A 19407-nucleotide genomic window follows, 5' to 3' on the forward strand; every position below is an offset into this window, starting at 1 on the left:
CGACTGCTTCTCGCTTTCAGTTCCCGCTTCAGGTCCCACTCAGGTCCCGCTCGGTGGATCAGGTCAGACCGGCGCGTCTTCAGCGGCCGGTTCAGCAGCGGTCCAGCGCCGGGCGGCGCCGGTCCAGCGCCGGTTCACCGACCGCTCGGCTCCGCCGGCTCATCCGGTCCGACCGTCCTGTCCGGTTCCGCCGGAGCTGATGGTTCCGCCGGTTCCGCCGGTTCTGCCGTGTCCGGCGGCTCCGCCTGCTCCGGCGGCTCCGAAGGTTCGTGCAGCTCGCCGTCCGTGCCGTCGACGGCACGGCTGAAGTCGTTGTGCACCCGGTCGTGCTCGGTGAAGCGCTCGTTGGCCCAACGGTAGGTGACCACCTCGGAGCCGGACGGGTAGGCGAGCGGATCATCCGACCCGTAGACCTGGGTCGTCACCACGAGGTCGCCCCGGTCGATGGTGCCGTAGACGGCCGGGACCTCCGCCATGAAGACGTTCTCGTACGAACCGTCCTCGCGCGCGCGGTAGACGTACGTCCCGATCCCCACCGAATCGGCGCAGCTCATCACGTTGACCACGACATCGGCGGACGGACCGTCGGTCATCGAGCCGTAGGAGGTGTCGACCGGGTAGGACTTGCCGGCGCAGGGCTCCAGGCCGTCCCTGACGCGCTCGCTCACGGTGGGATCGCGCTTGAGGAGTGTTACGGCGTTGACGCGCTTGGTGGTGGGCGTCGTGCCGGAGGGGGTGGGCCGGGGGGAGACCTGGGCGACCGGCTGACTGCCCGCCGGGCCTTCGTCGCGGGTGCCTGTGCCGCCGCTGGAGCAGCCGACGCAGAACAGCCCGAAGGCGGCGAGTCCGGCCAGGGCCGTACCACTCGCCGCCATGCCTGCCCGGAACCTGTCGTTCCGGCGGGGTCTCCCGGAAGCGCCCCCGTCGTCGGAACCCGCCCCGCTGCCGCCGTTGCCGCTCTTGCTCCCGCTGCCGTCGCTGTTGGCTGTCAGGCCGCGCACCGCTCCCGCCCCCGCTCGTCGTGACGCCCGTCGTGCCGCGCCGGTGTGTGCGACCGCGCCGCCGTGACGGAGGTGACCTTCGCCCGCTGGGCCGGCACCCGGCCGGTGACCCCGCCCTCCCGCCGACTGCCGCCCCCGGTCTCCCGGGCGACCGCCTCGCGGCTCGTCAGCTCGCGGCTCTCCAGCTCCTGCCGCAGACGCGCCAGCGCCCGGTGCAGCGTGCTCTTGACCGTACCGGCCGACATGCCGAGCGCCGCGGCCGTCTCCTCCGTGCTCATCTGCTCCCAGTGTCGCAGCACGACGACGCTGCGCTGCTTCGGAGCCAGGATCCCGAGGATGTCCATCAGCAGCGCACGGTCCGCGCGCTGCTCGCTGCCGTCGTCCACGCTCGCGTCGGGCAGCTGCTCGGTGGGCACCTCGTCGAGCTTGCGCGCCCGCCACCACTCCGTACGGGTGTTGATCATGACGCGGCGCAGATAGGCGTCGGCGAGGGACTTGTCGGCGATGCCGTCCCAGCGGCCGTACGTCCGCACCAGGGCGGTCTGGAGCAGGTCCTGCGCGTCCACGGGGTCCGGGACCAGCCGTCGTGCGCTGCGCAGCAGTGCCTCCTGCCGTGTGCGTACGTAGTCCTCGAACGCGAGCACCTCGCCCTGCGCCATGACAACCGCCTCCGTCCCCGTGAATCCCCGTGTACTGCTGTCGGAGACGCTACGGAGGCGTTGTCACGAGGTTGTGCGGAGCAGCCGTACGCCGACGCACGGCTGCCCATCGGTTGTGTAACAGCGCCGGTTCAGCTCTGCGGCAACCGCCGGGTCCAGATCGGCGGCAACCGCCGGGTCCAGCTCTGCGGCGACCGCCGGGTCCAGGTCGGCGGCGACCGACCGCATCAGGTCAGCGGCAGCCGGTACCGGCCGTCCGCCAGCGGTTCGACCAGCCCGTCCGCCACCAGCCCGTCCAGCGCCCGGGCCCGCTGCACCGGCTCCTCCCACACCGCGTCCAGAGCGGCCTGCGGTACGGGACTGAGCGCGTCGCGCAACACCGCGAGCAGCCGCCCCCGCACCTGCCGGTCGGTCCCCGCGTACGTCTGGCCCTTGCGCGGCGGCCCCTCGTGCGCGGGCTTCCCGGCCAGCCGCCACGCGCACTGCGAGGCGATCGGGCAGCGCTCACAGCTCTCGTTGCGCGCGGTGCACACGAGCGCGCCCAGCTCCATCGTGGCCGCGGCCCAGCGCGCCGCGCGCTCGTCCTCGTCCGGCAGCAGGGCCCGGGCGAGCTTGCGCTCGGCGGCGGTGGTGGCGTTCGGCGGGTACTGGATGCCGTTCGCGGCGCGGGCGAACACCCGGCGGACGTTCGTATCGAGCACCGCGTGCCGTTGCCCGTACGCGAACGAGGCCACGGCCGCCGCCGTGTACTCGCCGATCCCGGGCAGCGCCAGCAGTTGGCCGTGCTCGCTGGGTACGTCGCCGCCGTGCCGTTCCGTTATCGCCTGCGCGGCCCCGTGCAGCCGCAGCGCGCGGCGCGGGTAGCCGAGCCGGCCCCAGGCGCGGACCGCTTCCCCGGGAGCCTCGGCGGCCAGGTCGGCGGGGCGGGGCCAGCGGGCGAGCCACTGTTCGTACACCGGGAGGACCCGGCTCACCGGGGTCTGCTGGAGCATGAACTCGCTGACCATCACCCCCCAGGCGCCCGCTTCGGGGCGGCGCCAGGGGAGATCGCGGGCGTGCTGCTCGAACCACCCGATGACGGGGGTGTGGAGGGAGGCGGCGGCGGAGGGCGTCCGGGGCCCCTGGGGCGTCTGAGGTGAAGTCGAAGTCATGGCAGTCATCGCACTGACGATCCTGGCACGGAAGGCGGGAGCGGCGTCACGGGTGCGGGGGTGTCGGCCCGCGCGGCGGCCCCGGGGGGTGAGAACGCCACCCGTTCTGTCCCCTGTGACCGGGTCCCCGTGATGATGATCGGGAAAACTTGTGACCGGAGCGGCGGGTGGGGCCGGAGTCGGCCCGGATCTCTCGTAGAGTTTGGCCCGTGGGATCTCTGCGCAGTCCGGTCGGTCCGCTTCCCTCCAGCATCTACTGGCGACGGAGGGTGGTAGCGGGACTTCTGGTTGCGCTGCTCGCGGTGTTGATCGCCTGGGTGGTCACCTCGGCGGGCGGCGGCGGAAGCAAGGACGACGCCAAGCCGGGCGCGTCCGACCCGGTGAAGTCGATCACCCCGGGCCCGGGCAGCTCCGGCCCGACGATCACCCAACAGCCGGGCGGCCGCGACGAGTCGGGCGACGAGGGCTCGGACGGCAGCAACGGCGACTCCGGTGACACCGGCGGCTCCGGCGGGGGTTCGGACGGCGCGTCCGGCGGCTCGGCGTCCGACGGTACGTCAGAAGGCGGTACGGGAACGGCCGGTGCGGGCTCGGAGGGCACGGGCACGGGTTCGGGCGGCGGCGGCACGGCGGGCCAGCAGGTCCCGGCCGGCTCGTCGCTCCCCGACTGCAAGCCCGGCGCGGTGGAGCTGACGCTGCGGACGAAGAAGGTCAATTACGCCCCCGACGACAAGCCGAAGTTCGAACTTGTCGCCAAGAACACCTCGTCGACCGCCTGCAAGGCCGACCTCGGGCCGAAGAACGTGGTGCTCACGGTCACCGAGGCGGGCGGCGAGGACGACGACGTGGTCTGGTCCTCGAAGGACTGCCCCACGGCCCCGGGCCCGCTCTTCCTGAAGGTCCCGGCGGGCGCGACGATCGTGCACACGGTGGACTGGAACCGCACCCGCTCGTCCCCGAACTGCGCCACCCCACCGGCCACCAAGGCAGGCCCGGGAACCTACCTGCTGGAAGCCAAGGCCCCCGACAACCCAGTACGCCAAGCCTCTTTCGTCCTGAAGAAGGACTAACCCGCCCACGACCTCACCCCCGGCCGCCACCCCCCAGCCCGTCCGGCGTTTGAGGACGGAACCCCGGGCCCGGTGACCGACGCCCCAACGCCACACCTGACGGCGCAGATCCAGCCCGTCCGGCGTTTGAGGACGGACCCCTGGGCCGGGTGGCCGACCGGGCCTACGCGGGCCAGGCCCACCGCACCCCAGCCCGTCCGGCGTTTGAGGACGGACCCCTGGGCCGAGGGGCCGGCCGGGCCTACGCGGGCCAACCCCACCGCACCCCAGCCCGTCCGGCGCTTGAGGACGGAACCCCAGGCCGGGGGGGGCGACCGGACCTTCGCGGGGCCAACCCCACCGCACCCAGCCCGTCCGGCGTTTGAGGACGGAACCCCCCACCCCGGTGGACGGCACACAAAAGGGGCCGTCCACCAAGGACGACCCCCCCCAACCCCCCAGAATCACACGTACCGCTCCAGGATCGAAGACTCCGCCAACCGCGAAAGCCCCTCCCGCACGCTCCGCGCCCGCGCCTCCCCGACCCCGTCCACGGTCTGGAGGTCGTCCACACTCGCCGCCAGCAGCTTCTGAAGCCCCCCGAAGTGCTCCACCAGCCGCTCGATGATCGCCCCCGGCAGCCTCGGCACCTTCGCCAGCAGCCGGAAGCCCCGCGGCGAGACCGCCGAGTCCAGCGTCTCGGGCGAGCCGCTGTACCCCAGCGCCCGCGCCACCACCGGCAGCTCCAGCAGCTCCGTGTGGCTCAGCGCGTCCAGCTCCGTCAGCGCCTCCGCCACCGTGCGCGACCGTTTCGCCGTGGGCTCGGGGACGTAATCCCGGACCACCAGCTCCCGCTCCGGCTCCACGCCCGCGATCAGCTCGTCCAGCTGGAGCGACAGGAGCCGTCCGTCCGTGCCGAGCTCGACCACGTACTCCGCGATCTCCGTCGCGATCCGCCGCACCATCTCCAGCCGCTGCGCCACCGCCGTCACGTCCCGGACGGTGACCAGGTCCTCGATCTCCAGCGCGGAGAGCGTCCCGGCCACCTCGTCCAGCCGCAGCTTGTACCGCTCCAGCGTCGCGAGCGCCTGGTTGGCCCGGGACAGGATCGCGGAGGACTCCTCCAGGACCCGCCGCTCCCCGTCCACGTACAGCGCGATCAGGCGCATGGACTGGGAGACCGACACGACGGGGAAGCCGCACGCCTTGGAGACCCGGTCCGCCGTACGGTGCCGGGTCCCCGTCTCCTCCGTGTGGATCGAGGCGTCCGGGACCAGCTGCACGCCGGCCCGCAGGATCTTGGTCATGTCCTTGTCGAGGATCAGTGCCCCGTCGAGCTTGCACAGCTCGCGCAGTCGGGTCGCGGTGAACTCCACGTCCAGCACGAACCCGCCGGTACACATCGATTCGACGGTCTTGTCCATGCCCAGGACGATCAGCCCGCCGGTGTTGCCCCGGAGAATGCGCTCCAGGCCGTCCCGCAGGGCCATTCCGGGCGCGACCGCGCTCAACGAGGCGCGCATCAGCGCCTCGTTACCGGTGCCTTGGCCGGACTTTCCGGGCGCTGTCGCCCGGTCGTTGGCTGCCACTGCACTCCTCCGGTCACAGGTTTGCGGTGCTCTTGCGTCCCCCATGCCGTGTCCACGGGCGGGCGAGACCAGGGCAAAGTCTACCGGCGTGCGCTGTCTTCCTGACGAGGCTGCGGCGCCTCCTGCCGAGACCGGCGCGGGAGGACCCGCAGAGCATCCCCCATGTCGGCCACTTCCGTGACCTTCATTCCCGAAGGAACCCTCCCCGGGTCGGTCGGCACCAGGGCGTGGGTGAAGCCCAGACGGTGTGCTTCGGCCAGTCTCCGCTGCACCCCGGTGACCCTCCTGACCTCGCCCGCGAGCCCCACCTCGCCGATCGCGACCAGGTTCTTCGGGAGCGGGGTGTCGCTGGCGGCACTGGCCAGCGCCAGGGCGATCGCGAGGTCGGCGGCGGGCTCGGTGAGCTTCACGCCGCCGACCGTCGCGCTGTAGATGTCCCGCTTGCCCAGCGCGCTGATCCGGCCCCGCTGCTCCAGCACCGCGAGCATCATCGAGACCCGGGAGGTCTCCAGGCCCGAGGTGGTGCGCCGGGGCGAGGGGATCTGGGAGTCGACGGTGAGCGCCTGCACCTCCGCGACCAGCGGCCGCTTGCCCTCCAGCGTCACCGTCAGACACGTGCCCGGCACCGCCACGTCGCGCCGGGTCAGAAAGAGGCCCGAGGGGTCCGCGAGCCCGGTGATGCCCTCGTCGTGCAGCTCGAAGCAGCCGACCTCGTCGGTCGCCCCGTAACGGTTCTTGACGCCGCGCACCAGGCGCAGCCGGGCGTGCCGGTCGCCCTCGAAGGAGAGCACCACGTCGACCAGGTGCTCCAGCAGCCGGGGCCCGGCGATCGCGCCGTCCTTCGTGACGTGGCCGACCAGCAGCGTGGCCATCCCGCGCTCCTTGGACGCCCGGATCAGCGCACCGGCGACCTCCCGGACCTGCGCCATCCCGCCGGGCGCGCCGTCGATCTCGGGCGAGGCGACCGTCTGCACCGAGTCCAGCACGAGCAGGGACGGCTTCACCGCGTCCAGATGCCCGAGCACCGCCGACAGATCGGTCTCCGCCGCGAGGTAGAGGTGGTCGTCGATCGCCCGGATGCGGTCGGCCCGCATCCGGACCTGGCTCGCGGACTCCTCGGCGGTCACATACAGCGTGCGGTGGTCCTCGCTCGCCGCCTTGGCCGCCACGTCCAGCAGCAGCGTCGACTTGCCGACGCCCGGCTCGCCCGCCAGCAGCACGACGGCCCCCGGCACGAGCCCGCCGCCGAGCACCCGGTCGAGCTCGCTGACGCCGGTCGAGCGCGCGGTGGCCTGACGGCTGTCGACCTGGCCGATCGGGAGCGCGGCGGTGGAGACCCGGCCGGCCGCGGTGGTGCGCACGGCGGGGGCGCCGCCGAACTCCTCGACCGTCCCCCACGCCTGGCACTCGGGGCAACGGCCGAGCCATTTGGCGGTGGTCCAGCCGCATTCGGTGCAGCGGTAGGACGGCCGGTCCTTCGCGGATTTCGTACGGGCAGCCATGGCGTCACCGTATAGGTGAGGTCTGACACCGCCCGCCCCGTGGGGGAGTGAGGGCCGTCCCGAGGGGAGTGAGCGCTGACCCGAGGGGGAGTGAGCGCCGACCTGAGGGGGGGAGTGAGCGCCGACCTGAAGGGGGAGTGAGCGCCGCGCCGGAGGGAGCGAGCGTGCGCCCTCCGCACAGAGGGCGCACGGAAGCACTCCGCCCGCACCCCTGATCCCCGTCCCCTTTCGAGGGATACATTCACCCGTAAGGATTAAATGTGCTCAAGGGGCGCTAAGGGTGCGTACTCCTCTGTCTACGGTCGCCGGGTGACGAGCAGCAGGCTCCAGACCTCCATGCACACCACCGGCGCACACCGGGCGCACCGACGAGCACCGCACGCCTCGCCCCAGCGACCGGCCGCACGTTACGAGCCGTACCTCGACGGACTCTTCACCTACTGCCTCTCCGTCCTCTGCGACCACGACGCGGCGACCGAGGCGCTCGGTGCGGTCCTGGCGATCGCGGACCGGCAGGACGCCCGGTGTCCGACGCCCGAGGAGGAACGTAAATCCTGGCTGTACGCGCTGGCCCGCTGGGCGTGTCTGCGCACCCTCACCGAGCGCAGGCGCGGCCGCCAGGCCCACCGCAGGCACCCCGCGCCGGCTTCGTCGGGCTCGTCGGCCAGGGGCGCGGGGTCCCCGGCACGCGCCTCGACCCCCGCGAAGCCGCCCCGGGACCCGGAACGGCTCACGGCCCCCTCCGCCACCGCCCCCCGGCGGCCGGACGGGGAGCGGGCGGACACCGCGCCCCCCACCCCCGAGGACGCCACCACCCCCGCCCCCGCCGAGACCCCGGCCGCCGAGGCGCGCAGACGGGAGCTCGCCCAGCTCGCCTGGCCCGAGGCCGCGGGCACCACCCCGGAGCAGCGCGAAGCGCTCGAACTGGCCGTACGCCACCGGCTCGCCCCCCGCGCCGTCGCCTCCGTGCTCGGCCTGGAACCGGCCACCGCCCGGGAGCTCCTGGCCGCCGCGGCCTGCGAGGTCGAGCGCACCCGCGCCGCGCTCGCCGTCGTCGAGTCCGGTGACTGCCCCACCGTCGCCCGGCTCACCGGCGACCACCAGGTGCTGCTCTCCGCCGCGCTCCGCCGCGAACTGGTCCGGCACGTCGACGACTGCCCCCGGTGCCGCCGCGCCGCCGAACGGGTCGACGCCGCGGGACCCTGGCCCGGAGCCGCCGTCGCCCCGGTCGCCGCCCTGCCGCTCGTCGAGGCCCCCCGCCCGTCCGTGCACGTCGCCATGGCGCACGCCCTGCGCTCCCGCTCGGGCGGCCCGCGCTTCGGCCGCACGGGCTACCCGCTGGACCCCAAGGACCACGCCGCACGCCGCGACCGGCTGCGCGCCCGGGTCGTCACGACGACGGTGGTCGCCACCGTGGTCGCCGCCCCGGTGATCGCCCTGTGGGCCGCCTACCGGGGAGCCCCGCTCACCGGCGAGGGCCACGACGGCTCCAGGATCACCGCCACGGAGATCGACGGCGCGGGCGAGCTGAGCGCCGACCCCCACGCCCCGTACGAGAACACCGGCAACACCCGCCCCGGCGACCGGCGCGGCGTCCACTCCCCGGACGTCACGGCCGAGGTCGTCAGCACCGGCGACGGCCGGGAGGGCACGGGCCGGCTGACCGTCGCCACCCGGACCTCCGGCGCGCTCACGACGATCACGCTGACCGCGTCCGGCCGGGGACCGGTCGCCTGGTCGGCGTCCACGGACGCGTCATGGCTGCGCCTCAGCCGTACGTCGGGAACGCTCGCCCCCGGGCAGTCGACCACCATCACGGTGGCGGTGAACCACGCGGCGGCCCCGCGCGGCCCCTGGCGCGCCCGGATCGCGCTGAACCCCTCGGGCTCCGCCGTGATCATCGAGGGCCACGGCGTCACCGCCCCGCCCACCGGGGGCAAGCCCTCCCCGACCCGTCCCGCACCGGGTTCACCGGACCCCACGACCCCGCGCCCGACCGCCCCCGGCCCCAGCGACCCGGGCCCCGGCCCCGGCCCCACCGATCCGGGTCCGACCGATCCGGGACCGACCGACCCCGGCCCCGGCCCGAGCGACCCCGGCCCCACGGACCCCGCCCCGACCGACCCCACGGACCCGCCCGGCCCCGACCCGACGGACCCGCCCCCGACCGACCCCGCCCCGACCGACCCGGGCCCCACGGAATGACGCCGTAAGGCCCCACGGAGCGACACCGCGGGGCTGATGGCTCCACGGAGCGATACCGCAGGTCCTGAAGGCCCCATGGAGCGACACCGCGGGGTTGATGGCTCCACGGAGCGATACCGCAGGTCCTGAAAGCCCCACGGAGCCACACCGCATGACCGATGGCCCCACGGAGCGACACCGGGCAGGGCTGAGCGCGCCCGGAACTACTTCCCGACGCTCGGCGGGTCCGCCGGATGCGGGGCCATCGGCAGCAGCGAGGCCAGCCGCTGCTCACACAGCTCGACCAGCCGGTCGTAGCCCGCCTTGCCCATCAGCTCGATCAGCTCCGGCCGGTACGTCACGTACACCGGGTCCCCCGCCCCGTGCGCGGACGTCGCCGACGTGCACCACCAGTGCAGGTCATGCCCGCCCGGGCCCCAGCCCCGGCGGTCGTACTCACCGATCGTCACCTGGAGCACCCGGGTGTCGTCGGGCCGGTCGATCCAGTCGTACGTACGCCGCACCGGCAGCTGCCAGCACACGTCCGGCTTGGTCTCCAGCGGCTCCTTGCCCTCCCGCAGCGCCAGGATGTGCAGGGAGCAGCCCGCCCCGGCGGCGAATCCCGGCCGGTTCTGGAAGATGCAGGACCCCTCCCAGCGGCGCGTCTGGCGTTCGCCGTCCTCGTCGACGCCGACCCAGCCGGTCTCCGTGCCGACGTCGTGGAACTGCCACAGCTCGGGGGTGAGCCGGGCCACGTTCTCGGCGACCCGCTTCTCGTCGTCCTCGTCGGAGAAGTGCGCGCCCAGCGTGCAGCAGCCGTCGTCGGCGCGGCCCGCCTGGATGCCCTGGCAGCCGCTGCCGAAGATGCACGTCCACCGGGAGGTCAGCCAGGTCAGGTCACAGCGGAAGACCTGCTCGTCGTCGCCCGGGTCGGGGAACTCCACCCAGGCCCGCGCGAAGTCGATGCCCTTCTCGTCGGAGGGGCCCGGCACACCGGAGGGACCCGGCGCGTTCGCTCCCGGCGCGTCCGTCTCCGACAGGTCCGGCTGTTCCGACTGTGATGTTTCCCCGTTCGTCTTCTGCTTCTTCGGGTTCTTCGTTGCTTTGCCCGGCTTCGCCTTTTTCGTCTTTGGCACGAGCCCAGAGTAAGACTCGCCGGCGCAGTAGCGTTCCGGTATGAGACTCGGAGTCCTCGACGTGGGGTCGAACACGGTTCATCTGCTGGTGGTGGACGCCCACCCCGGCGCCCGCCCGCTGCCCGCGCACTCGCACAAGGCGGAACTCCGGCTGGCCGAACTGCTCGACGAGGGCGGTGCGATAGGACCGCTCGGCGTGGACCGGCTCGTGACGACGATCGCCGGGGCCGTCCAGGCCGCCGAGGACAAGGGGTGCGAGGACGTGCTCGCCTTCGCCACCTCCGCGGTGCGCGAGGCGACCAACGCGGACCAGGTCCTGGAGCGCGTACGGGTCGAGACCGGCGTCGACCTCGCCGTCCTCAGCGGCGAGGAGGAGGCCCGGCTCACCTTCCTCGCGGCCCGCCGCTGGTTCGGCTGGTCGGCCGGGAAGCTGCTGGTCCTCGACATCGGCGGCGGCTCCCTGGAGATCGCCTTCGGCCTCGACGAGGAACCGGACACCGCCGTCTCGCTCCCGCTCGGCGCGGGCCGCCTCACCGGGGCCTGGCTGCCGGACGACCCGGCCGACCCCGAGCAGGTCAGGGCGCTGCGCCGGCACGTACGGGCCAGCATCGCCCGGACCGTGGGCGTCTTCAGCCGCTCCGGGCCCCCCGACCACGTCGTCGCCACCTCCAAGACCTTCAAACAGCTCGCCAGGATCGCCGGGGCCGCCCGCTCCACCGAGGGGCTGTACGTGCAGCGCTGCCTCAGCCGCAGCGCCCTGGAGGAGTGGGTGCCGAAGCTGGCGGCGATGACGGTCGAGGAGCGCGGCCGGCTGCCCGGCGTCTCCGAGGGCCGGGCCGCCCAGCTGCTCGCCGGGGCGCTGGTGGCCGAGGGGGCGATGGACCTGTTCGGCGTCGAGGAGCTGGAGATCTGCCCCTGGGCCCTGCGCGAGGGCGTCATCCTGCGCCGCCTGGACCACCTTCCGGTGGAGCGGGCCGCACTGGAGGGATGAGCACGCCGGGACCGGCGTACGCCTACGAGGGGTGACCGCGCCGGGACTGGCGTACGCCCACGAGGGATGAGCACGCCGAGCCCCGCGTACGCCTACGAGGGGTGACCGCGCCGGGACCGGCGTACGCCTACGAGGGATGACCGCGCCCGACCCCGCGTACGCCCATGGCGCTGCTCACTTTCCGCCAGGGCCCCTCGGGGACGCGCACCACTGCCCGTACGCTGTCCAGGTGGCAGAACCAGTGGTGCGCATCCCCGATGCGAAGGTCGCCCTGTCAACGGCCTCGGTCTACCCCGAGTCCACCGCGACGGCCTTCGAGATCGCCGCGCGCCTCGGGTACGACGGCGTCGAGGTCATGGTCTGGACCGACCCCGTCAGCCAGGACGTCGAGGCGCTGCGCCGGCTCTCCGACTACCACCAGGTCCCGATCCTCGCGGTGCACGCGCCCTGCCTCCTGATCACCCAGCGGGTCTGGTCCACCGACCCGTGGGTCAAGCTCCAGCGGGCCAGGGCGGCCGCCGAGCGGCTCGGAGCCTCCACGGTCGTGGTGCACCCGCCCTTCCGGTGGCAGCGCAACTACGCCAAGGACTTCGTGACCGGGATCTGGCGGATGGCCGACGAGAGCGACGTCCGGTTCGCCGTCGAGAACATGTACCCGTGGCGCTACCGGGACCGCGAGATGCTCGCGTACGCCCCCGACTGGGACGTCACCAACGACGACTACCGGCACTTCACGGTCGACCTCTCGCACACCGCGACCGCTCGCACCGACAGCCTCGCCATGGTGGACCGGATGGGCGACCGGCTGGCCCACGTCCACCTCGCGGACGGCAGGGGCTCGGCCAAGGACGAGCACCTGGTGCCCGGCCGGGGCGACCAGCCGTGCGCGGAACTGCTGGAGCGCCTGGCCCGTACGTCGTTCGACGGCCATGTCGTCATCGAGGTCAACACCCGCCGCGCGATGTCCTCCGCCGAACGCGAGGCCGACCTCGCCGAGGCCCTGGCCTTCACCCGCCTCCACCTCGCCTCGGCCGCCACGGGCCCGGCCGCCGGGCCGCCCCGAGGCGCCTGACCACCTCCGTAACGCCGCCCCGGTCCCTTCCCCACTCACGTACGGCCCCCGGTGCGACCCCGTACGGCAGATGCCCACCCAGCGACCATCGCGTCCCGCATTCCGGACAGGCTGTCCAGATCTTGGATTCGGGGCGTACGCTCGAAGGCAGACTTTTCTGTTCTGTCGGAAGGCAGACTTCATCTGCCGAAGGAGCGAGCGACGATGCCCCAGCTGAGGTCCCGCACGGTCACCCACGGACGCAACATGGCGGGCGCGCGCGCCCTTATGCGCGCGTCGGGCGTAGCGAGCGCGGACATCGGCAAGCCGATCATCGCGGTCGCCAACTCGTTCACCGAGTTCGTCCCCGGCCACACCCACCTCGCCCCGGTCGGCCGGATCGTCTCCGAGGCGATCCAGGCGGCGGGCGCGGTCCCGCGCGAGTTCAACACCATCGCCGTGGACGACGGCATCGCGATGGGCCACGGCGGCATGCTCTACAGCCTGCCCTCCCGCGACCTGATCGCCGACTCCGTCGAGTACATGGTCGAGGCGCACTGCGCGGACGCGCTGATCTGCATCTCCAACTGCGACAAGATCACCCCGGGCATGCTGATGGCCGCGATGCGCCTCAACATCCCGACCGTCTTCGTCTCCGGCGGCCCGATGGAGGCCGGCAAGGCCACCCTCGTCGACGGCACCGTGCGAAAACTCGACCTGGTCAACGCGATCAGCGACGCGGTCGACGAGTCCATCTCCGACGAGGACATCCTCCGTATCGAGGAGAACGCCTGCCCCACCTGCGGCAGCTGTTCCGGCATGTTCACCGCCAACTCGATGAACTGCCTGACCGAGGTCCTCGGCCTCTCCCTCCCCGGCAACGGCTCGGTCCTCGCCACCCACACCGCCCGCAGGGCGCTGTACGAGGACGCCGGCCGCACGGTCGTCGAGATCACCAAGCGGTATTACGAGCAGGACGACGCGACGGTGCTGCCGCGCTCCATCGGCACCCGCGCCGCGTTCGACAACGCCATGGCGCTGGACATCGCGATGGGCGGCTCGACCAACACGATCCTGCACCTGCTGGCCGCCGCCGAGGAAGCGGAGCTGGCGTACGACCTCGACGACATCAACGAGGTCTCGCGCCGCGTCCCGTGCCTGTCCAAGGTCGCCCCGAACGTCGCCCCCGGCGGCACGTACTACATGGAGGACGTCCACCGCGCCGGCGGCATCCCCGCCCTCCTCGGCGAGCTGCACCGCGGCGGTCTGCTCAACGAGGACGTCCACTCCGTGCACTCCGACACCCTCGCCGAGTGGCTGAAGAACTGGGACGTGCGCGGCGGCTCCCCGTCCCCCGAGGCCGTCGAGCTGTGGCACGCCGCCCCCGGCTGCGTCCGCTCCGCGACCGCCTTCTCCCAGTCCGAGCGGTGGGACACCCTCGACCTGGACGCGGCGGGCGGCTGCATCCGCGACGTCGAGCACGCCTACTCCAAGGACGGCGGCCTCGCCGTCCTCAAGGGCAACCTCGCCGTGGACGGCTGCGTGGTGAAGACGGCCGGCGTCGACGAGTCGATCTGGACCTTCGAGGGCCCGGCCGTCGTCTGCGAGTCGCAGGACGAGGCCGTCGACAAGATCCTCCGCAAGGAGATCACGGCGGGCGACGTCGTCGTCATCCGTTACGAGGGTCCGCGCGGCGGCCCCGGCATGCAGGAGATGCTCTACCCGACGTCCTTCCTCAAGGGCCGGGGCCTGGGCAAGGTCTGCGCCCTGGTCACCGACGGCCGCTTCTCCGGCGGTACGTCAGGTCTCTCCATCGGCCACGCCTCGCCCGAGGCGGCCTCCGGCGGCACCATCGCGCTGGTGGAGAACGGCGACCGGATCCGCATCGACATCCCGAACCGGTCCATCGAGCTGCTGGTCGACGACGCCGAACTGGCCACCCGCCGCGAGGCGCTGAACGGCGTGTACGCGCCCAAGGCCCGCGAGCGCAAGGTGTCGGCCGCGCTGCGCGCGTACGCGGCGATGGCGACGAGCGCGGACCGGGGCGCGGTGCGCGACGTCTCCAAGCTCGGCTGACGGCCTGACGGCCTGACGGCCTGACCGCCCCACCGCCCATCCGCCCGACCCCGCCCGCCTGCTCAGCCGACCGCAGGCGCCTCCACCTCCACCCCGCTCGCCCGCACGCGGACCCGGAGCCCTCACCAGGCCCCCGGGTCCGCCCCGTCCAGGGCGAACACCGACCCGTCCGGAGCGCTGCCCACGACCATCCGCCCCGCCGTCACCGGCGCGGGCAGATCCGAGGCGTACGTCAGCTTCCCGGTGCTCAACCGCACCCGTGACTGCCCCACCAGCGCGCCCCGGACCGTGTCGACGGCCAGCAGCCGCCCGTCCGCGGCGGAGAAGTACAGGCGTCCGCCCTCCCCGAGCACCGGAGCGGAGGCCCGCCCGACCCCCGTCTCCAGCCGCCACTGCTCCGCCTTCGCACCGTCCGCGGCGGCGGTGTCGACGGCCAGCAGCGAACCGCCCCGCGCCAGCAGATACGCCACGTCACCGGCCATCGCCACCTGCGGCCCGTCCAGCGCGAAGGGCAGCTCCATCCGGGCGGCGGCCCCGGCCCCGGGGGCGTAGCGGACGATCTCGGCGGTGTCCGAGTTGTCGTCCATCGCCGTCAGCACCAGATCCCCGGCCCCGGCCGTGCCGACCGGGGTGAGCGCCCCGTCCAGCCGCCGCTGCCAGGACGTCCGGCCGCTGACCGCGTCGACCGCGGTGACGAGGGTCGACGTCCCGGAGGAGGCGTGCTCGAAGGCGTACGCGAGCCCGGACTCCTCGTCGTACAGACCGAAGAAGGGCCGTGTGTGCCCCGCGAGCGGGCGCTCCCAGCGCGCCGTGCCGCTCGCGCCGTCCAGCGCCCTCACCGTGCCGCCCTCCGCGACCGTCAGCAGGGTGTCACCCGCCGCGAACACGCCGCCGGGGCTCGCGGACAGCGAGGTGTCCCGTACGGCGGCGCCCTTCACCGGGTCGAACGCGCGCAGCTTCCCGTCCGGGGCGGGGGCCAGCACCACCCCGCCCGAGACGATCGGCGGCGGGCCGGGCCGGCGCGGGGCCGTGCGGTTCGACCACAGCACGCGCCCGTCCGCCGGATCGATCCTGGCCGTGCCGACCCTGGGCGCCGAGCAGTACAGCGCCGCGCCCGACCCGGCGGAGGAACAGACGGGCGCGGCACTCCCCGCGGGCCCCAACGCGGTACGCCACGGAGTGAAGGCCCCAGCGCCCTCGCCCTCCCGGCCCCCGACACCCGCACGCTGCCGCGCCTCCGGACCGCCGTCGGCCGGCCCCGAACCACCGCCGCCCCACACGGCGTACGCGCCCGCCCCGGCCCCCGCCACCAGCAGGAGCAGCGCCGCCGCCACGATCAGCCGGGTACGCGGCAGCCGCCCGCGCCGGACCGGAAGCGCGCCGCGCACATGCGTGTCCTCCTCCGCCCCGTCCCGCCCCTCCGCCGCCGGCACCGCCGCCGCGACCACCGCCCGACGCCGCTGAGCCGGTATGAACGCGTCGGCCTCGTACGACGGCGGCAGCAGCGCCGTCATCACCTCGCCCGGGGTGGGCCGGGCGGCCGGGTCCTTCGCCAGGCACCGGGCGACCAGCGGCGCGAGATCCTCCGGCACCCCGCTGAGGTCCGGCTCGTCGTGCACCACCTGGTACGCCACGATGTACGGGCTGTCCGAGTCGAACGGCCCCCGCCCCGTCGCCGCGTGGACGAGCACCGCCCCCAGCGCGAACACATCGGCGGCCGGCCCCACCTCACGGGGCCGCTGGAACTGCTCGGGAGCCATGTAGGGCGGCGAGCCGATCAGCTTCCCGGTCTCGGTGCGCACATCGCTGTCGTACGGCCGGGAGATCCCGAAGTCGATGACCTTGGGCCCGGTGTCCGCCAGCAGCACGTTGCTCGGCTTCAGATCCCGGTGGATGACGCCCGCCCGATGGATGTCCCGCAGCGCCTCCGCCAGCCCGGCCGTCAGCCTGCGCAGCTCGGCGGGGGCCATCGGGCCATTCCGCTTCACCTGCTCGGCGAGCGTCGGCCCGGGCACGTACAGGGTGGCCATCCACGGCCGTACGGCCTCCGGATCGGCGTCCACGACCGACGCGGTGAACGCCCCGCTCACCCGCCGCGCGGCGGCCACCTCCTGCCGGAACCGCGCCCTGAACTCGGGATCCGCCGCGTACGGCGCGTGCACCACCTTCACCGCGAGCTGAAGCCCGGAGGCGGAGCGCGCCAGATGGACGACGCCCATGCCGCCGACGCCGAGACATGCCTCAAGACGGTAGGTACCCGCATACTCCGGAAACTCCGCTTCCGGATGCGCTCCGGTTCCTCGCAGCGGCGGCATCGCCCACCCCCGTGTGCTCGTGCGCATGCGACGCACGGAGCCTAGTCGATACGGCGTACGAGAAGCACGGAGCTTGCTAGCCTGCGCGTCGTACGCATACGTGCGTATGCGACATCTCAACGGGGGAGGCCCACATGGGAGTTGAAGAGCAGGCCCAGGAACCGGTGACGACCGCCGCCACGGAGACGGCCGAGGCCGCCGCCGCGGACGTCGGAACGGCCAGTTCCACGCGCTACCCGATCGCCCCGGGCTACCGCGTCAACGTCCGCACCGGACCGGGCACCAATTACCGCATCGTCAGGACCCTGCCGTACGACTGGAAGGTCCCGATCTACTGCCAGGCGCCGGGCGAGCGGGTCACCGGCCCGTACGGCACGTCGAACCTCTGGGACAACATCGCCAACGGCCAGTTCGTCGCGGACGCCTACGTCTACACCGGGCGCGACGGCTACATCGCCCCGCGCTGCGACTGACGTCCCACCGCCCGGCCGGGGAGCAAGCCTCCCCGGCCGGGCGCGAGGCACATCGTCCCGGGGTAACGCCCACCGCCAGGGCGCACCGCACATCGCCCGGGGGCAACCGTCCCCGGCCGGGGATAATCGACCTCGTGAGCGAGAACAGCGAAGCCCCCGGCCCCCAGCCCGCCGGAGCGACCGGAGCCAATGGCTCCAGCTCCGGCTCCGGATCCGCCCCCGCGGCCCCCGGCCCGCAGCCCGAGCCGATCCGTTTCTTCGGTACGACCTGGGTCGGCCACGACGGCGGCTACGCGCTGCGTCGCGCAGGCGTCGCGGTCGGTTCGCTGGCCGCCGCGGTGGCCGCCTGCTTCATTCTGCGCTTCGCCTACCAGGGGCTGGAGATCGCGGAGGTCGGCGGCGTCGTCGGAATGCTGGTGATCGTGATGTTCGCGGTCTGCAGCGCCATCGCGTTCCGCAAGACCTGGGAGTCCTTCGGCTCCCGCCCGAAGGACCCGGCCCGCGAGGACGCCCTGCGCGGCCTGAAGTCGATCGGGTTCATCGGCTCGCTGCTCGCCTACTTCTTCCGCTCGCTGATCGAGGCCCCGGGCGAGAAGCTGCGCCGCACCGAGTACGAGACCGCCCGCGCCCAGTTCGACAAGCGCCGCTCGGCCCGCACCGGAAACCCGGCGGCCCGCAGGGCGAGCGGCCGCAAGCGCCCCAAGCGCGGCTGAAGCGCGTTTCGGCCTCCTCCGTACCCCGATGCGAAGATGACGCAGGCGAACGGAACGGCCAGCACTGAGCACCGCCCGGAGGGTGAACGCATGACCCAGACAGTCGCAGTCCTCGGCACCGGCAAGATCGGCGAGGCCCTTCTCAGCGGCATGATCCGGGCGGGCTGGCGACCGGCCGACCTCCTGGTGACCACCCGCCGCAGCGAGCGGGCCCAGGAACTGCACACGCGGTACGGAGTCGAGTCGGTCACCAACGCCGAGGCGGCAAAGGCGGCGGACATCCTCATCCTGGCCGTCAAGCCGCAGGACATGGGCAGGCTCCTCGACGAACTGGCCCCCCACGTCGACGCCGACCGCCTGGTCATCAGCGCGGCCGCCGGCATCACCACCACCTTCATCGAGGAACGGCTCACCCCGGGCGCCCCGGTCGTCCGGGTCATGCCGAACACCCCGGTCCTCGTGGACGAGGGCATGTCCGTCATCTCGGCCGGCAGCCACGCCACGGGCGCGCACCTCACCACCACCGAGGAGATCTTCGGCGGCGTCGGCAAGACCCTGCGCGTCCCGGAGTCCCAGCAGGACGCGGCCACCGCCCTCTCCGGCTCGGGCCCCGCCTACTTCTACTTCCTGGTCGAGGCCATGACCGACGCGGGCATCCTGCTCGGCCTGCCCCGCGCCCAGGCCCACGACCTCATCGTCCAGGCCGCCATCGGGGCCGCCGTGATGCTCCGGGACAGCGGCGAACACCCGGTCAAGCTCCGCGAGGCCGTCACCAGCCCCGCCGGCACGACGATCAGCGCCATCCGCGAACTGGAGAACCACGGCGTACGAGCGGCCCTCATCGCCGCCCTCGAAGCCGCCCGCGACCGCAGCCGCGAACTGGCCTCCGGCAACGGCTGACCCCACCCCGATCCGCACCCCCGACCCCCGGCCGCCCGCACCACAGGCCGGGGGTTGACACGTCTCGACCGCATCCGTAGTGTGCTCCGAGTTGTCCGACGTGAGCGCCGACCCCGGTCGGTCCCCGGACAGCCATTCCGCAGTGATCACGACCAGCGAGCGACTTCGTGTCGCCTGCTATTTCGTGCGCATTCGCGAAATGAGGAATCCGCGTTCGAAGGGACGCACCCCGATTAGCGTCGGGGGCCGGGATTCCGCTAACGTCTCACTCGTCGGAACGGCCCAAGGGCCGGGAGGACAAGCCCCGCTGACTGGGAATCAGGCCCGAAAGGATCTGATAGAGTCGGACTCGCCGGAAAGGGAAAACGCGAAAGCGAAGAACCTGGAAAGCGAAAAAGTACGATCGCTTGACCCGCTTCGACCGGGAATCGGACAGGAAACAGTCTGATAGAGTCGGAAACGCAAGACAGCAAAACAGACAAGAAGAAAAACGAAGGGAAGCGCCCGGAGGGCCCCGGTGATACGGGACCGAAGGAAGCGTCCGTTCCTTGAGAACTCAACAGCGTGCCAAAAGTCAACGCCAGATATGTTGATACCCCGGCCTGCACCTGGTGCAG

The 19407-nt window shown here is 73.0% G+C and carries 16 protein-coding genes; 8 read left to right on the plus strand and 8 right to left on the minus strand.

Translation table 11 applies throughout. From position 1 onward, the window contains the following. Nucleotides 1-134: 134 nt before the first annotated feature. The 4 genes from ACLJPL_RS29255 to ACLJPL_RS29270 all read right to left on the minus strand — a co-directional run bounded on the left by ACLJPL_RS29255 (nt 135) and on the right by ACLJPL_RS29270 (nt 2820). Nucleotides 135-875 (minus strand): hypothetical protein, encoded by a 741-nt coding sequence (locus ACLJPL_RS29255; protein WP_411083946.1) that lies wholly within the window; start codon nt 873-875, stop codon nt 135-137. Between the two features lie 113 nt (nt 876-988). After that, nucleotides 989-1660, minus strand: coding sequence for a SigE family RNA polymerase sigma factor (locus tag ACLJPL_RS29260; RefSeq protein ID WP_411083947.1), 672 nt, complete (start codon nt 1658-1660; stop codon nt 989-991). Nucleotides 1661-1723: 63 nt separating this feature from the next. Beyond that, nucleotides 1724-1888, minus strand: coding sequence for a hypothetical protein (locus ACLJPL_RS29265; RefSeq protein WP_411083948.1), 165 nt, complete (start codon nt 1886-1888; stop codon nt 1724-1726). After that, complete coding sequence (locus tag ACLJPL_RS29270) at nt 1888-2820, minus strand: A/G-specific adenine glycosylase (protein WP_411083949.1); 933 nt, start codon at nt 2818-2820, stop codon at nt 1888-1890. Before ACLJPL_RS29270 ends, ACLJPL_RS29265 begins: the two co-directional genes overlap by 1 nt. A gap of 260 nt (nt 2821-3080) precedes the next feature. On the opposite strand from ACLJPL_RS29270, the gene ACLJPL_RS29275 reads away from it, so the two are divergent. Then, complete coding sequence (locus tag ACLJPL_RS29275) at nt 3081-3881, plus strand: hypothetical protein (RefSeq protein ID WP_411083950.1); 801 nt, start codon at nt 3081-3083, stop codon at nt 3879-3881. A 443-nt stretch (nt 3882-4324) separates the two neighbouring features. Here ACLJPL_RS29275 and disA read toward each other — a convergent pair whose 3' ends face one another. Next, the gene (gene disA, locus ACLJPL_RS29280) at nt 4325-5449 is read right to left on the minus strand and encodes a DNA integrity scanning diadenylate cyclase DisA (protein WP_073874337.1); all 1125 of its coding nucleotides are present in this window, start codon (nt 5447-5449) and stop codon (nt 4325-4327) included. Nucleotides 5450-5529: 80 nt separating this feature from the next. After that, entirely contained in the window at nt 5530-6951 is a 1422-nt protein-coding gene (gene radA / locus ACLJPL_RS29285; protein WP_411083951.1) for a DNA repair protein RadA, read from the minus strand. Between the two features lie 309 nt (nt 6952-7260). Between radA and ACLJPL_RS29290 the strand changes: the two genes are divergently transcribed. Then, nucleotides 7261-9156 carry a BACON domain-containing protein gene (locus ACLJPL_RS29290; protein WP_411083952.1) on the plus strand — a complete coding sequence of 632 codons (1896 nt, stop codon included), beginning with the start codon at nt 7261-7263 and terminating at the stop codon, nt 9154-9156. Nucleotides 9157-9359: 203 nt separating this feature from the next. Here ACLJPL_RS29290 and ACLJPL_RS29295 read toward each other — a convergent pair whose 3' ends face one another. Then, nucleotides 9360-10271 carry a hypothetical protein gene (locus tag ACLJPL_RS29295; RefSeq protein WP_411083953.1) on the minus strand — a complete coding sequence of 304 codons (912 nt, stop codon included), beginning with the start codon at nt 10269-10271 and terminating at the stop codon, nt 9360-9362. A 40-nt stretch (nt 10272-10311) separates the two neighbouring features. On the opposite strand from ACLJPL_RS29295, the gene ACLJPL_RS29300 reads away from it, so the two are divergent. The 3 genes from ACLJPL_RS29300 (at nt 10312) to ilvD (ending at nt 14389) form a co-directional block, all read left to right on the plus strand. After that, a complete protein-coding gene (locus tag ACLJPL_RS29300) occupies nt 10312-11262 on the plus strand; it encodes a Ppx/GppA family phosphatase (protein WP_411083954.1) in 951 nt (316 codons plus the stop codon). 241 nt (nt 11263-11503) lie between these two features. Then, nucleotides 11504-12334 carry a sugar phosphate isomerase/epimerase family protein gene (locus ACLJPL_RS29305; RefSeq protein WP_411083967.1) on the plus strand — a complete coding sequence of 277 codons (831 nt, stop codon included), beginning with the start codon at nt 11504-11506 and terminating at the stop codon, nt 12332-12334. Nucleotides 12335-12538: 204 nt separating this feature from the next. After that, on the plus strand, nt 12539-14389 hold the full coding sequence (gene ilvD / locus ACLJPL_RS29310) for a dihydroxy-acid dehydratase (protein ID WP_411083955.1): 1851 nt from the start codon (nt 12539-12541) through the stop codon (nt 14387-14389). Nucleotides 14390-14511: 122 nt separating this feature from the next. Here the strand turns inward: ilvD and ACLJPL_RS29315 are convergent, their stop codons facing one another. Beyond that, nucleotides 14512-16704: a protein kinase domain-containing protein gene (locus ACLJPL_RS29315; RefSeq protein ID WP_411083968.1), complete on the minus strand. Its 2193-nt coding sequence runs from the start codon at nt 16702-16704 to the stop codon at nt 14512-14514. Between the two features lie 134 nt (nt 16705-16838). On the opposite strand from ACLJPL_RS29315, the gene ACLJPL_RS29320 reads away from it, so the two are divergent. The 3 genes from ACLJPL_RS29320 (at nt 16839) to proC (ending at nt 18790) form a co-directional block, all read left to right on the plus strand. Further along, the gene (locus ACLJPL_RS29320) at nt 16839-17177 is read left to right on the plus strand and encodes an SH3 domain-containing protein (RefSeq protein WP_411083956.1); all 339 of its coding nucleotides are present in this window, start codon (nt 16839-16841) and stop codon (nt 17175-17177) included. A gap of 134 nt (nt 17178-17311) precedes the next feature. Then, the gene (locus tag ACLJPL_RS29325; RefSeq protein ID WP_411083957.1) at nt 17312-17890 is read left to right on the plus strand and encodes a hypothetical protein; all 579 of its coding nucleotides are present in this window, start codon (nt 17312-17314) and stop codon (nt 17888-17890) included. A gap of 90 nt (nt 17891-17980) precedes the next feature. Then, the gene (proC, locus tag ACLJPL_RS29330; protein ID WP_411083958.1) at nt 17981-18790 is read left to right on the plus strand and encodes a pyrroline-5-carboxylate reductase; all 810 of its coding nucleotides are present in this window, start codon (nt 17981-17983) and stop codon (nt 18788-18790) included. Nucleotides 18791-19407 lie beyond the last annotated feature (617 nt).

Source organism: Streptomyces sp. cmx-18-6 (assembly GCF_046548915.1).
Lineage (GTDB): Bacteria > Actinomycetota > Actinomycetes > Streptomycetales > Streptomycetaceae > Streptomyces.

What these genes read in the sequence shown, in the direction of transcription:
- ACLJPL_RS29255 (WP_411083946.1), bottom strand. Translation starts at nt 875, where the DNA reads ATGGCGGCGAGTGGTACGGCCCTGGCCGGACTCGCCGCCTTCGGGCTG.
- ACLJPL_RS29260 (WP_411083947.1), bottom strand. Translation starts at nt 1,660, where the DNA reads ATGGCGCAGGGCGAGGTGCTCGCGTTCGAGGACTACGTACGCACACGG.
- ACLJPL_RS29265 (WP_411083948.1), bottom strand. Translation starts at nt 1,888, where the DNA reads ATGCGGTCGGTCGCCGCCGACCTGGACCCGGCGGTCGCCGCAGAGCTG.
- ACLJPL_RS29270 (WP_411083949.1), bottom strand. Translation starts at nt 2,820, where the DNA reads ATGACTGCCATGACTTCGACTTCACCTCAGACGCCCCAGGGGCCCCGG.
- radA (WP_411083951.1), bottom strand. Translation starts at nt 6,951, where the DNA reads ATGGCTGCCCGTACGAAATCCGCGAAGGACCGGCCGTCCTACCGCTGC.
- ACLJPL_RS29300 (WP_411083954.1), top strand. Translation starts at nt 10,312, where the DNA reads ATGAGACTCGGAGTCCTCGACGTGGGGTCGAACACGGTTCATCTGCTG.
- ilvD (WP_411083955.1), top strand. Translation starts at nt 12,539, where the DNA reads ATGCCCCAGCTGAGGTCCCGCACGGTCACCCACGGACGCAACATGGCG.
- ACLJPL_RS29315 (WP_411083968.1), bottom strand. Translation starts at nt 16,704, where the DNA reads ATGCCGCCGCTGCGAGGAACCGGAGCGCATCCGGAAGCGGAGTTTCCG.
- ACLJPL_RS29320 (WP_411083956.1), top strand. Translation starts at nt 16,839, where the DNA reads ATGGGAGTTGAAGAGCAGGCCCAGGAACCGGTGACGACCGCCGCCACG.
- proC (WP_411083958.1), top strand. Translation starts at nt 17,981, where the DNA reads ATGACCCAGACAGTCGCAGTCCTCGGCACCGGCAAGATCGGCGAGGCC.